11 protein-coding genes and 4 pseudogenes are annotated in these 12,928 nt (G+C 33.4%); 7 read left to right on the plus strand and 8 right to left on the minus strand.

Annotated features, from left to right (window positions below; all coding sequences use genetic code 11):
- Positions 1 to 733 (minus strand): annotated as a pseudogene (locus Wcon_RS12805) (transposase); the annotation flags it as partial.
- An 81-nt stretch (positions 734 to 814) separates the two neighbouring features.
- Positions 815 to 941 (minus strand): annotated as a pseudogene (locus Wcon_RS13375) (IS3 family transposase); the annotation flags it as partial.
- A 95-nt stretch (positions 942 to 1,036) separates the two neighbouring features.
- Between Wcon_RS13375 and Wcon_RS12535 the strand changes: the two are divergent.
- From Wcon_RS12535 to Wcon_RS06000, 4 genes and pseudogenes are all read left to right on the plus strand, one after another.
- Positions 1,037 to 1,159, plus strand: a complete 123-nt coding sequence (locus tag Wcon_RS12535) for a hypothetical protein (protein ID WP_255565517.1) — start codon at positions 1,037 to 1,039, stop codon at positions 1,157 to 1,159.
- A 40-nt stretch (positions 1,160 to 1,199) separates the two neighbouring features.
- Positions 1,200 to 1,382, plus strand: coding sequence for a transposase (locus Wcon_RS05990; RefSeq protein ID WP_237350076.1), 183 nt, complete (start codon positions 1,200 to 1,202; stop codon positions 1,380 to 1,382).
- Positions 1,376 to 1,537, plus strand: a pseudogene (locus tag Wcon_RS13380) (IS5 family transposase); the annotation flags it as partial. The gene Wcon_RS05990 and the pseudogene Wcon_RS13380, both read left to right, overlap by 7 nt.
- A gap of 264 nt (positions 1,538 to 1,801) precedes the next feature.
- Complete coding sequence (locus Wcon_RS06000; protein ID WP_410543459.1) at positions 1,802 to 3,274, plus strand: proton-conducting transporter transmembrane domain-containing protein; 1,473 nt, start codon at positions 1,802 to 1,804, stop codon at positions 3,272 to 3,274.
- A 14-nt stretch (positions 3,275 to 3,288) separates the two neighbouring features.
- Here the strand turns inward: Wcon_RS06000 and Wcon_RS06005 are convergent, their stop codons facing one another.
- The 5 genes from Wcon_RS06005 to Wcon_RS06025 form a co-directional block, all read right to left on the minus strand.
- Complete coding sequence (locus Wcon_RS06005; protein ID WP_114517579.1) at positions 3,289 to 3,948, minus strand: VirB8/TrbF family protein; 660 nt, start codon at positions 3,946 to 3,948, stop codon at positions 3,289 to 3,291.
- A gap of 59 nt (positions 3,949 to 4,007) precedes the next feature.
- Positions 4,008 to 4,793, minus strand: coding sequence for a hypothetical protein (locus Wcon_RS06010; RefSeq protein ID WP_114517580.1), 786 nt, complete (start codon positions 4,791 to 4,793; stop codon positions 4,008 to 4,010).
- A gap of 36 nt (positions 4,794 to 4,829) precedes the next feature.
- Entirely contained in the window at positions 4,830 to 5,678 is an 849-nt protein-coding gene (locus Wcon_RS06015; RefSeq protein WP_114517581.1) for an AAA family ATPase, read from the minus strand.
- A gap of 17 nt (positions 5,679 to 5,695) precedes the next feature.
- Positions 5,696 to 6,283, minus strand: coding sequence for an L-threonylcarbamoyladenylate synthase (locus Wcon_RS06020; RefSeq protein WP_114517582.1), 588 nt, complete (start codon positions 6,281 to 6,283; stop codon positions 5,696 to 5,698).
- Positions 6,284 to 6,431: 148 nt separating this feature from the next.
- Positions 6,432 to 6,902 carry a hypothetical protein gene (locus Wcon_RS06025; RefSeq protein ID WP_114517583.1) on the minus strand — a complete coding sequence of 157 codons (471 nt, stop codon included), beginning with the start codon at positions 6,900 to 6,902 and terminating at the stop codon, positions 6,432 to 6,434.
- 75 nt (positions 6,903 to 6,977) lie between these two features.
- Between Wcon_RS06025 and miaA the strand changes: the two are divergent.
- Positions 6,978 to 7,870, plus strand: a pseudogene (gene miaA, locus Wcon_RS06030) (tRNA (adenosine(37)-N6)-dimethylallyltransferase MiaA).
- 9 nt (positions 7,871 to 7,879) lie between these two features.
- Here miaA and Wcon_RS06035 read toward each other — a convergent pair.
- Complete coding sequence (locus tag Wcon_RS06035) at positions 7,880 to 8,827, minus strand: hypothetical protein (protein WP_114517584.1); 948 nt, start codon at positions 8,825 to 8,827, stop codon at positions 7,880 to 7,882.
- Positions 8,828 to 8,967: 140 nt separating this feature from the next.
- Between Wcon_RS06035 and recG the strand changes: the two genes are divergently transcribed.
- Positions 8,968 to 10,998, plus strand: a complete 2,031-nt coding sequence (recG, locus tag Wcon_RS06040; protein ID WP_114517585.1) for an ATP-dependent DNA helicase RecG — start codon at positions 8,968 to 8,970, stop codon at positions 10,996 to 10,998.
- A gap of 519 nt (positions 10,999 to 11,517) precedes the next feature.
- Positions 11,518 to 12,928: recombinase family protein (locus Wcon_RS06045; protein ID WP_147269162.1), on the plus strand; the 1,411-nt coding region annotated here is incomplete at its 3' end.

The raw sequence follows: 12,928 nt of genomic DNA on the forward strand, positions 1-12,928 counted from the left end.
ACATAATCTTAAATATCTTTATCTCTCGGATCTTACTTTCTACTCTCATTCTAAATGATTTCTATTATGCTCTTTCTGCTCTGGAGTTAATGGCTTTTTACGATACTTTTTATATGGAATTATAACATTGCTTTGCAATTTTTGCCAACCTTGATATCCAGAATCGGCATATTTTATGCTATCGAGTGGTAGATATTTTTCTTGTTTCCTTATGCGAAAATCGCTCACGATATGACTTTGACACTGATAAAATTCTTCCTCCTTCTTCGATAATAATCTCAGTTTTCATAGTGTTGGTTCTTTTTTTTCCTGAATATGATTTCTTCCGTTTTTTACTATCTTCTGGCCTCTGTATTTGCTGTTCTGTAACATCAGCCAGAATTTTCAGTATTTTTTCTGGTGTCATACTTCTATCTTTTGTTATAGTCACTTTTTTGGCGAGTAATGGCTCTATTCTCTTAAGTAACCTACATACATTTGCGTTGTGCACATTGAATAGGCATCCTAAAAATCTATGTGTTATGTAAGTGCGATAGTACAAAATTACACAAAACAACTTATCTTCCAGAGTTGGTAGTTTTTATCTTCTACCATGGCACTTTTTCTGTTTTTCAAGTTTTTCCCATCCAGACCTCACTTTTTCCACTACTTTTTCGAACTCCTCTATAGTTAAACCTGTTATATTACGAAAGTTTCTTCGGTGTTTCCTCATATTATAGTAACTAAAGCTCATTTTTTACCTTACTCAATCTGCTGATTCTTCTTCTACCTCTCTCCCATCATTTTTTCAATCACCTTTTGCAGCAGGTCTTTTGTATGTTTTTACCCACCTGCTTAGCCGCTAATACCCAAATCTCTTCCTATTTTTGCTGATGATTGACCTGTTTCTTTTTCCAGTCTTCATTTTTGCATTCTGCTGTATATTCTCTTCTTTTTGTCATATCACACCTCTTTGAAAAAACTTCTTAACTTCCTCTCTACTTTTTCTGGGTAAGGTCAGTTATTTGCAGAAAAACCAGGATACGGAAGAAGAAGGGTGAGCATAATAGGGGCGCTAAATGATGGGCCATGGGTAATTGAAGAATATTGTAATAGTGGGATTTTTGAGGCTTATGTCGAGAACGTACTTATTCCGATATTAAAGCCTGATAATTCTTGATAATGCAAGCTTTCATAAATCTGAAAGAACCAGGAAGCTAATAGAAAATGTTGGATGTAAAGTTCTATTTTTGCCCCCATACTCGCCGGATTTAAACCCAATTAAGAAATTATGGTTTGCCATCAAACATGCGATAAGAAAAGCTCTACCAAGCTTTTGGCCTGATATTCATTCTACCATTGATTTTGTCTTTCAGTGCTCGGGGAAACCCTACTTCGGTTAGCTATAGAAAGTTTTTTCTCGCGACTGAAACAAATATTCGGATTTAATTTTCGTAACAAATCTGAGGTTAATTGTGAGAAGGAACTGCTACTCAAGTGTTATTTGCTTAACAAATTTACTGATATTGGCATGGCTAAATTTGAGATAGCTTCATGAATTTATTGTACGTTACCTACTATCCGAAGAGCGATGCAACAAAGCCATTCCAGCGTTACGCGCTGGAATGACAACTTAAATTGTTCATAAAATTTGTTTCGGTACACCTAATTTGGGTTAGCTATAGCAGATATTGTTTCAATTTATGCAGTTGACTTTATGCTACTTATAGAATACGCAACAACTAAAAAAATAGCAAATTCTCTATAACTTGAATATAATCTTAGCTTTACCTAAACAGAAAATTTAATGGATTATATCTTAATGTCTCTTTCCTTACCATTTTTTATTACTGAGAATTATTTGTTAATTACTGCGTTGATCCCACTTTTAAATGCATTAGCTATTTTTTTTACTAGTAAATGGCCAAGAGTAAGCAGTAGCGTTACTGTTGCTTCTTCTATGCTTCTATTTGCGTATACATCTCTATGCACTTTATATTTGGTGTATGGTGATCATTCTCAATTTATTCTCATGGACTTTGGTAGTAATTTGCATATTAGTTTAAAGCTAGAGTCTAGTGGAGTAATGTTCAGTTTATTAATATCATTTTTGTGGGTACTAACCAGTATATATGCAATATGTTATATGCGAAATAACTATGCTGATAATAATCACTCAAGTTTTCTATGCTTTTTTTCAATATCAATTAGCTGTGCAATATTTATTGCTTTTTCTGGAGATTTGCTCACTACATTTGTCTTTTATGAGCTTCTAACTATTAGTACATACCCTTTAGTTACTTACAACTCAACAAATGAATCAGTAGTTGCAGGACGCTATTACTTTGGTTTACTATTTTTCTCTTCTTTAGTGTTATTTTTTCCTGCAATAGGTCTTTTATATAATGAATTTCATACTTTAGACTTTGTGGATGGTGGAATATTCAAGTTTGATACTTCACTCATCACTTTTATTGCAGTGTGTTTTGCTATGCTGATTTATGGAGTAGGAAAAGCTGCGTTAATGCCAATGCATTTTTGGTTGCCAAAAGCAATGGTTGCACCAACTCCTGTAAGCGCGCTACTACATGCTGTTGCTGTTGTAAAATCAGGAGTGTTTATCATCATAAAAGTTATATTATACACTTTCGGCGTCGATAATATGCAACATTTTGCACAGCAAAGTTGGCTTGCTGGAGGGTGGCTTCCGTACGCTGCTGGATTTACTATTATTACTGCATCATTGATTGCATTAAAACAAAAAGAATTAAAGAAATTGCTTGCTTACTCTACCATCTCTCAGTTGTCATATATTATATTGTTCGCTTCAATTTTTAGTGAATTCAGCATGAAGATTGCAATTTTTCAATTAATTTGCCACGCGTTTGCAAAAATTACTTTATTCTTTGTTGCAGGTAGCATAATAACGAAAACGGGTGAAAAATATATAGATAGAATTCACGGTATAGGACGCAGTATGCCAATTAGCATGATAGCATTCACTATAGGTGCATTGTCCATGATAGGAGTACCTCCTGCTCCGACTTTTTGGAGCAAATTTCTCATCTTTCAAGCTGTTTTCAACTCTAGTAATGTAACACTTTCTGTGTTTATAACTCTAGTGTTAATTGTTAGTACTATACTCAATGCTCTATACTTTTTACCAATAATTTACAACGCCTTTTTCTCAAAGCCTTCTAGAAATTATTTTATTAAAAGGACACCAATGCTTCTAGTTTTACCTCTAGTTATTACTGCTATATGCACTTTAGTTATTTTTTTAGCTACCAAATAATGTTATAAATATAATCATTTATATTTATAACTATTAACAGTAAATTTAAGTGGCACTATGCCAGCTAGAGTTGCTTTTATATTTGACAAAGTGAAGCTAACCTCCACAATATAATCTTTCATCTTCTTATTTTGCTCAGCTGTAAAAACTACAGTAGCGTTTCCAGTAAATGTAACTAAGTTCTTGGTCGATCGGTTAATAGATAGTGTTGTTACGTTTATGTTGGTAATTTTTCTTGTGGATGAAACAGCTTCATTGTTCACTTTTTCCTGAAAATCTTGATAGATTTTATATATAGAATTATTTCTTATAAAATTTTCTTGATACTTTGGCTCAACAGTCTGAGAGGACTCGTATGTTTCAATATATTTACTTATTAAATACCTTGCTATGGAAGTGTACTCATCTTCTTTTTTACTAAAACTAAGTTTATGTATTGCAGAAAACTCATCTTCTGTGTGGTTCATATACTTCACAAAATTTAAATCTTTTTTAATAGGAAGTAATAGATATATGTTTAGTAGTAATAAACATAAGCATGCTAGGAGAAGTAACGCTATTAACGCCATCCAAGATCTTTCTACAACGCAGAACAGGTATCTGTGGCAATACCATTCTACTGCTTTTCTGAAATAACTTTTGTTTTCTACTGACTTAAGCAATTTATCTTCCATAACACAATGTTACCAAACCCAATTATAACAACAATAAGACTGGATACTCTAAAAAAACTTTAAAATATGTCTAAATTTTCCAAAATAGGATGAATTATTATATCACCCTGTTCTGCAATAAGGTGAAATTTATCGATTTTGCTCACATCTAAATTTATCATTTTTACACTGAAGTTTTCGGGATCATAAGTATTGCTTTCTGCACTTTTGTGGTAATTATAGTAGTGTAATTTATTTTGATCATCAAAATAACCAAATTCATCAGCAAGGGTTCCCACTTTACCACTTTTGACTAGCTCAAATAAATTAATTACATGGTTTTCAGATCCAGGCTCAATAGGACCTTCTGTAGCAAAAAACTTGGGTGCGTGACCAACGTATTCCTTAAGTTTTAGATTATGAGTCTTTTTTACACTACCAAAATCCACGAATTTATATTCATCTGAAAGATCAGAATATTGTGGATCATACTTTTTATATTCAAAAAACTCATTACCTAAAAAATTACAAAACGTTAGTTTATAGTCATTATGATTAAGTTTAACGACTTTAAGATAATGAAAACCTCCAGGAATCTTTACTTCTTCTTTCGTAATATGATTAAGTACGACTAGATCGCCACTGAGCATACGATAGCCAATTTTTGGCAAAGTAGCTATATTGATTGCCTTGTTTAGCTTAAAATTTGCCTCATAGATGCCACTTGATAGCTCCTTCCCTTTTTCTAAAGTGACGTCTTGGTCTAAGGCTGTATTCTTGATTAAACTCAATTCTTTCTGCATGTTCAATATGGTTCTTGTTAAAACTTCTATTGATTGCCATACAGTTAATTTGTTATCAGTCAAGTTATATATTTTAAGTATTAAATTAGCAGAATTTTATCATGAATTTATGTTAAAAGTATTATATTTTTGTGTCATGATGTTAACTACATTAGCTAAAACGTGTTTTTTATCTAAGCGGAATTGCTTTGCGGCAACGAAGAGTTCATCTATTTTTTTCCACTGACTCAGCAGAATTTCAACATCATTTACTTCTCTCTTTATCTTTTCTAAAATGGAGATTTGAATTATATACGATGCTAGTTCTAGCTCAATTTCACTATTGATTATTTTGCTAATTATATCAGAGTTATTTAGATTACGGAAAAGTGTATAAAAATACTTATGTGACTCATAAACACCACTATTTAGTGCATCAATTATCATTCCTGGCATTCCAGGAAATAAAGTAATGACTTCACCAAATGTTTTATCGTCAAATTTACATTGAGATAAAACAACTTGCTTTGTTTCATCATAAGTTAATGGAAGTAAATTCAGCTGAAAACACCTACATCGAATGGTAGTTTGTATATCATATGGCTTGTGGCTAATTATAAGTATTTTGGAATTTTTTGGCGGCTCCTCTAATATTTTCAATATTGCGTTTTTAGCATTATTAGTCATTGCTTCTAAGCTATCTATTATAGCTATTTTATATTCTGATTGAATAGGACTTAAGTGCAGAAAGTCTTTCATTTCTCTCACCTTTTCTACTCCTATTGTATCGCCTTCAACAATGTGTAAGTCCAATCCTGCTACGTCATAGTTTTTTGTAAGAAACCAGTTAGAAAAGGATTTTGCAAGTGTTGCCTTTCCTATACCTTTTTTACCACAGATCAGCCAAGATTGAACAGATAAGTTGTTCGTTATTTTTTTTGCTTGGGTGTGGCCTGTTACTTTTTTCATTCTTTCTCCTGTAGATCTTAGTTTGAAAATACGTTATCTATTGTTTGTAATGAAATTTTACCTTTCCTTAAAACCTTAACCTTATCTCCAGTTAAGTCAATAATAGTAGATTCTATACCAGAAACTAGTTCATCATCCTCAATTACTGCAGATAAGTGTTGCTTAATAGATTGAGGTATATCGCTTGCTTTGCATATGCTTTTTTCTCCTGAAATGTTAATACTAGTTGCAACTATTGGAGTTTTCAGTTCATTTAATATTGAAATCGCAATAGGATGATCAGGAATTCTTATGCCTATGCTACCTTTAAAGAATTCATTTGGTAATATGTTGTTGTTTTCAAGCGGTAAAATATAGGTAATTGGTCCAGGAGAAAAGTAGTTTATTAAATCAATATATCTTTCCTTTACCTTTGCTATTTTTGTCAAATTGTAAACATCACTAACAAATATAGAGAGTTGCTTATTTTGAGAACGCTTCTTGGTCTGATATATTTTTTCTATAGATTCATTATCTAGCGCATTACAAGCAAGAGCATATACTGTTTCTGTTGGAAAGCATGCTAACAAATTATTCTTTATTGCGTTTGTTACTTCAAATACCATATAGCTAAAACTTATGTTTATAATAGCTTTTCGCTGCACGTTAACAATTGAAATACCGAAAATGAATCATATCTAGCATGCATTAATTACTATGTTGCATACTTACAGTAAATTTTATCAGCAACTGCTCATTTTTACAACAGATCTGCTACAACCCGAACTCCTCATTAATTTTATCAACTATTGCCTGTGGTGGATCTTCTCCCCATCCTGAGTATAAAATCTCTCCATAGTCTGCAACATCTATAGAGCCAGTTCTGCTTTTTGCTAGAAACATTTCTCTTTTCTCTTTATCAATTAATACATAGTGCCAAGCTGATCTTCCACGGTCTTTACCACGGACTAAGTATATGAGATCTGATCTACTTCTTCTTGTTGCATCAGCAAAGGATCTTTCATTGATAGTCCTGCTTTTGCTCTTTATACCACCACTTTCAGAAAAAGCTTCCTTAGCTTCAGCTTTTTTGCTTGCCAATTCAGAAATTTTTCCTTTTGCTCCTAGAGCACGTTCCTTAGTGTTTTGAGACGAATACTTACTGGAAAAACCTTCTCCTGTATTGTCAGGAGTCCTGTTTGTGAAGCGCTTAGTGAATGAGTTATTGTTATCGTTTTCTGCCATAAAAATCTCCAAATTTTAGATTGTAGGATCCAAATTTTTACTACACCCTATCATAGGTTAATTAAATTAATATAAATGAGAGATAATATAGTAATTATTACAGGAATTACCGCCTCAGGTAAATCAGAATTATGTGATAATCTGATAAAAAAGCATAAAAACATTAGCATAATAAACTGTGACTCAAAGCAGGTATACAAAAAATTCCCATAATTACCGCTCAACCACCAAGGCAAGAAAAATTTTATAAACTATACGGTTATGTTTCAGTAAGAGAAAATTATTCTGTGGGTCTGTGGTTAGAGGATTTAGAAAAAGAAGTTAATCATGCATTAGAAAATGCGCAAATACCTATTATAACTGGAGGAAGTGGGCTTTACATCAGCAGCTTAATCAAAGGCTTATCATCAATTCCACAAATAAGCTGGGAAGTGAGAAAAAACGTAAGTGAACTTAGGAAAAATTTAAGTAAAGAAGAGTTCCACAAATTAGTGCTAAGCAAAGATCCAGGGATTCAAGGTGAAATATTTATTAATGACTCGCACCGTCTTTCAAGAGCACTTGAAGTTATTACTGAAACTGGCAAGTCGATTTTTGTATGGCAAGAAAATAGGCAGCCTCCTTTATTCAATAATTTTAAGGTATATACAATTCTACCTAAACGTGAGGACATATACCGAAAAATAAATTCTCGTTTTATTAGAATGGTTGAAAATGGAGCAATTGATGAAGTAAAAAACCTACTTAGCATGAACCTATCTCCAAACTTACCAGCTGTGAAAGCACATGGAGTGCCAGAAATTATAAAATACTTAAAAGGTGAGATTACTTTAGACGAAGCAATACAAATTGCTCAAATAAACATAAGGCACTACGCAAAACGCCAGTACACCTGGTTTAAAAATCAATTCCCAAATTCTGAAGTGATTGATTGTGCAAATAAGCTAACGGCGCTTGAAATATTTTAATTGTTAGTTTCAAGGTGTATTTCCATGTTCATTGCTATGAATGGGCAGATCTACATCTTCGAGGTGACTCATCGGACCGCCTAAATCGTGCTCTATTTCTACTTCAAACTTAAATCCTAACTTCTCGCAAAATTTGTAGAAATATTCTTTAATGATATCAAATAAACTTCTGCCATCAATTTTGTAATCTCTCAATTTTCGAGGAACAGTAAGTGACAATTTGCCATCTTTATATATTACATCATCTTTTCCATCTTGAGATTCAAGTGTAAATTCCAGTGAGCTGGATAGGTCACATACCTTGTCACCGCATTTACCGTCACTTCTTTGGAAGAGTATTGGTAATGTCATATCAGATCTAACACTCACATTATTTGGGCTAATACAGTCAATACTTATTACTTTTTTGGGATTTGCCATCATGAATGAATGTTGGAAGAGTTCATATTGAAACTCTGCATGTACAACAGCTTCATATCCTGCTTGATTACAATTGGTAACTAGTTCCTCTAAGATAGAGTCACTTGGAACTTGAACTTTAGCACGTTCAAATATTTCCTTGAAAACTGCTTTTGCAAATGGTCGATAATTTCCGTTCTCTTCCTTTTGTAATAGGTGAGCATAATTTGTACCTAGATTGTAAAATTCTTCAAATTTCTTTTTGTATTGGTCAGCTTTTTTATCATCAGGAGTTTTTTCGTTTTTGGAATGTTCATCCCAAGCTTTTCTAAGCCCATTTTCCTTAGCTCCTTCTGTTAAAGCAAAAGTTAAAGTGCTATCTATACTTTTTTTGTTAACAATAAAGTTCATTCTGTGAAAATCTAAGAACATTGTTTCACCAGAGTGTGCTTTATCATTATTTTCACTCACTCTTAACATGCTAAAATTAAACTTTTCTGCCTGAGCTTTTAGCGTAACTAATGGATTTTCCTTTTTTTCTGATTTAGAGTTGTTCATTATTAACACTTTGATATGAACTGCTAATAGTATAATAATACACAAAAATAGTTAATAAGTCAATAAAATATTGCATAGCTTGACTATAGGGTGACAGGATTTTAGTAAGGCTCTATTATGGATAAACTGTTTTATATAGTATGGAGCAACCAGATATACTGATTTTTCTGAGCAGCAAACTAGGAAATATACCTAAGTTTCATTCTGCAATATTACCTAAACTTTGTGGTGGAGATAGAGTAATGGACTTGCTGTTTTATAGGCCGCTCAGTTATGTGGATAGAAGTAAATCGCTACTTGACGCACAAATTGGAGAATTTACAACTTTCATGGCAAAAGTTTATGAGCATCAACCGCCCACTTTTAGAGGGAGGCCATATAAAGTAGTTGTCGAAAGTGAAAGTCAGTATGTATTTATAGTCTTTTTTAATTACTCAATTAAATACTTGCATAAACTATTTCCAATCGGAGCCAATGTAATCATCAGTGGGAAACTCGAAAAATTTGCTGAACATTGGCAAATTACTCACCCAGATTACGTGTCACTTAACATCAGCCAATTTGAAGAAATAGCTCGTGTAGAACCGGTTTACCAATTATGTCGTGGTATTACTAACAAGAGAATTAGAAACATAATAAGCTCTAACCTAAAAGATTTGCCAGACTTGCCAGAGTGGATAGATGGAACATTAATCAAGCAAAAGAAATGGCTGAATTGGAAAGAAAGCATCATAAGATTGCACAGACCAAGCTCATTGGCAGAAGCAGAAGTTTGTAGAGAAAGACTTGCTTATGATGAACTATTTGCGTATCAGCTGGCACTAAAATTTGCAAGGGAAAATCATGTAAAAAAAGGGGGAAGGGAATTTGTCATATTGAGTAAATACAAAGAGCAAGTCTTAAATGGATTGCCGTTCCAATTAACAAATGATCAAATTCGAGCGATAGATGAAATCGCAGAGAGACAAAAATCAAAATACCGCATGGTAAGCCTGCTTCAAGGTGATGTTGGTAGTGGCAAAACTGTAGTTGCACTCTTTGCGATGCTGAATGTGGTAGAAAATAATATGCAGGCAGCTCTAATGGCACCAACTACTATTTTGGCGGAGCAACATTATAATTGGATCGAAGAAGCTCTATCTTGTACTGATATAAAAGTTGCTCTGCTTACTGGTAAAACTTCGCGCAAGGAAAGAAGGACTATCATGAACGAACTTGCAAGTGGTGTTTTAAATATAGTGATTGGCACTCATGCACTATTTCAAGCCAACGTTACGTTTAAAAATTTAGGGCTTGCAGTCATAGACGAACAACAGCGATTTGGAGTGATGCAGAGGAATCGCTTGGTAGGAAAAGGAGAAAATCCCGATATACTTTTTGTTACTGCAACTCCCATTCCAAGAACCTTGCAGCAAGCTATGTATGGAGATGTTGAATGCTCAATTTTAAAGGAAAAACCCAAATCTAGATTGCCAATAAAAACTGTCACTATGAACATCAAGAAAGTACCGGATATCATTAAAAAACTGAAGGATGCTATAAACAGGGGCGAAAAAGCATATTGGATTTGTCCATACATAGAAGAAAACGAAGAACTCAATATTGCTGCAGCAGAAATGCGCTTTCAGGAATTACAAAAAACATTTTTTGATAAAATTAGCATAATACATGGAAAATTGACTCAGGAGCAGAAAGATCAAGTTATGTTTTCCTTCAAGAGGAATGAATTTTCTCTCCTAGTTTCAACTACTGTAATAGAAATTGGTATAGATGTACCAGATGCAACTATTATGATTATAGAGAATGCAGAACAATTTGGGTTATCGCAATTACATCAGTTAAGAGGTAGGGTAGGACGAGGAAATAAGCCGTCTTTTTGTGTACTGTTATACGACAATCTAAGTAAAAGCTCATCCTCAAAATTAAAGATCATGTGTGAGTCGCAAGATGGATTTTACATTGCTGAAAAGGACATGATGCTAAGAGGTAGTGGAGATATCTTAGGCATAAAGCAATCAGGATACATGGAATTTAAATTTGCTGACCTATATAAGGACAGAGAGTTGCTCAATCTTGCGTATAACAATGCAAAGGGCGTAATGGCTGATTTTGAATTACTGCTTGATATGTTCGAATATAGGAGTAGGCTGCATTTTTCAAAATTTCAGTAGCTTGCACTATCTTCTGAGCCATAACCTTCATCAATAGAAACCACTTGACAAACGGGAGTATTCAACAAACCATATTAGTCAAGTTAAGGAAAAATAAGAGTGAAGAGGATAGAATAATAAGGTGTAAGTTCTCCCCGATACATTTTTAGTGAGAGAAGCAGCAATGAATAAAATAACTCGCTCATCAAAGAACCTCAATGAATTTTTAATGAAAAAGCAATCGATTAAGATAGAAAATACACCTACGACAATGTTGCCAACAATTTAAAACTTGAAAAAAGTATTTCCAGAAAACTTTTATGTCCAAAAGTAAGAGCTCCATTTATTTATGACGCTAATGACGAACTAATTATCAGCTTTAATGTAGTGGATTAATAATGAGCATATTATTTAAATGGAATGTTATGAACAGTAAAGAAAGATTTGCCATACGAGTTAGTTATGAACCTGATAGGTTGGCAGAGGTATATTTATTAGACGCCTACACAAAATTAATGCCAGTGCTAAAGTATTCAGTAAATGCAAATAAAAAAGAACTTCAAGGAGGATCAAATGTTAACAGTAAGCTTATATGCAAGAGTTTCTTCAGAAAAACAAGTACAAGAGAATACGATTGCAAGTCAACTTTCAGCTTTAGAAAATAAAATTAAAGCAGATGGGCATGAATTGCTAGATGAACATAAATTCGTTGATAATGGCTATAGTGGATCTAATTTAGTTCGTCCTGCCTTAGAAAAATTACGTAATAAAGTAGCAGAAGGTAAAATTGACATAATCTATATTCATTCTCCTGATCGTTTATCGCGTAAATATGCATATCAGATGGTTTTACTTGAAGAATTACAGAAAGCAAAAGTAGAAGTAATTTTTTTAAATAATCAGATTAATGATAGTCCAGAAGCTCATTTATTGTTACAAATGCAAGGTATGATAGCAGAATATGAACACACAAAGATTACTGAAAGATGTCGTCGAGGAAAAATTTATGCAGCTAAAAAAGGTAGTGTAAATGTAATGTGTAGAGCTCCTTACGGCTACCGTTATATAAATAAACAGATGGAAGGAGGGCAAGCTCGGTTTGAAGTTCATGAAGAAGAAGCGGAAGTGGTTCGTAAGCTATTTTCTTGGATAGGCAGAGAAAGAATGAGTGCTGGAGAAGTATGTCGCCAGCTAAATACCATGTCTATCATGTCAGCGAAGGGAAAATGCTGGAATAAAGGCACGCTTTGTGGTACACTAAAAAATCCTGTCTATAAAGGACAAGCAGCTTTTGGTAAAACAAAGGTAGGTGCAAAGCTGCCGCAAATAAGACCATACAAACATTCCTGTGAACAACCTAAAAAGAATAGTTCTACCTATCGTGTTGAAAGGGAACATTGGATTTACATTCCAGTACCTAAAATAGTTGATGAAGATTTGTTTGATATAGTTCAAAAGCAATTAGCTGAGAACGCAAAAAGGCAAAGAGCAAGACAAATAGGAACAACTAATCTATTGCAAGGCTTATTGGTATGCAAGCGTTGCCAGTATTCTTATTATGCTAAAAGATATGGCAAGTCTCAAAAAAAATGTTATCGTTGTATTGGCGCAGATGCTTACCGTTTTGCTGGTAATAAGATTTGTAATAGTAAAACAATTCGTGCTTCTACATTAGAGACAGCTGTGTGGGAAGAAGTTAAAAGCCTATTAAAAAATCCAAACAGAATTTTAAAGGAATATCAGCGTAGGCTTTCAGAACTTCAAAAATCACCATGTGATCAAATAACTGATTCACTTAAAAAACAAGATGATAAGCTGAAACAAGGCATTTCAAGACTTATTGATAGCTATACTCAAGGGTATATTAGCAAAGAAGAATTTGAACCACGAATTAAAGCAGCAAAACAGAGCTTAAAAATAGTTGAAGAGGAAAAGAAAAAAATATTCAATC

Source organism: Wolbachia endosymbiont of Cylisticus convexus (assembly GCF_003344345.1).

Coding starts and splice junctions, on each gene's coding strand:
- Wcon_RS06015 (WP_114517581.1), bottom strand. CDS start 5,678: ATGAAAAAAGTAACAGGCCACACCCAAGCAAAAAAAATAACGAACAAC.
- Wcon_RS06025 (WP_114517583.1), bottom strand. CDS start 6,902: ATGGCAGAAAACGATAACAATAACTCATTCACTAAGCGCTTCACAAAC.
- Wcon_RS06005 (WP_114517579.1), bottom strand. CDS start 3,948: ATGGAAGATAAATTGCTTAAGTCAGTAGAAAACAAAAGTTATTTCAGA.
- Wcon_RS06000 (WP_410543459.1), top strand. CDS start 1,802: ATGTCTCTTTCCTTACCATTTTTTATTACTGAGAATTATTTGTTAATT.
- Wcon_RS06020 (WP_114517582.1), bottom strand. CDS start 6,283: ATGGTATTTGAAGTAACAAACGCAATAAAGAATAATTTGTTAGCATGC.
- recG (WP_114517585.1), top strand. CDS start 8,968: ATGGAGCAACCAGATATACTGATTTTTCTGAGCAGCAAACTAGGAAAT.
- Wcon_RS06035 (WP_114517584.1), bottom strand. CDS start 8,827: ATGAACAACTCTAAATCAGAAAAAAAGGAAAATCCATTAGTTACGCTA.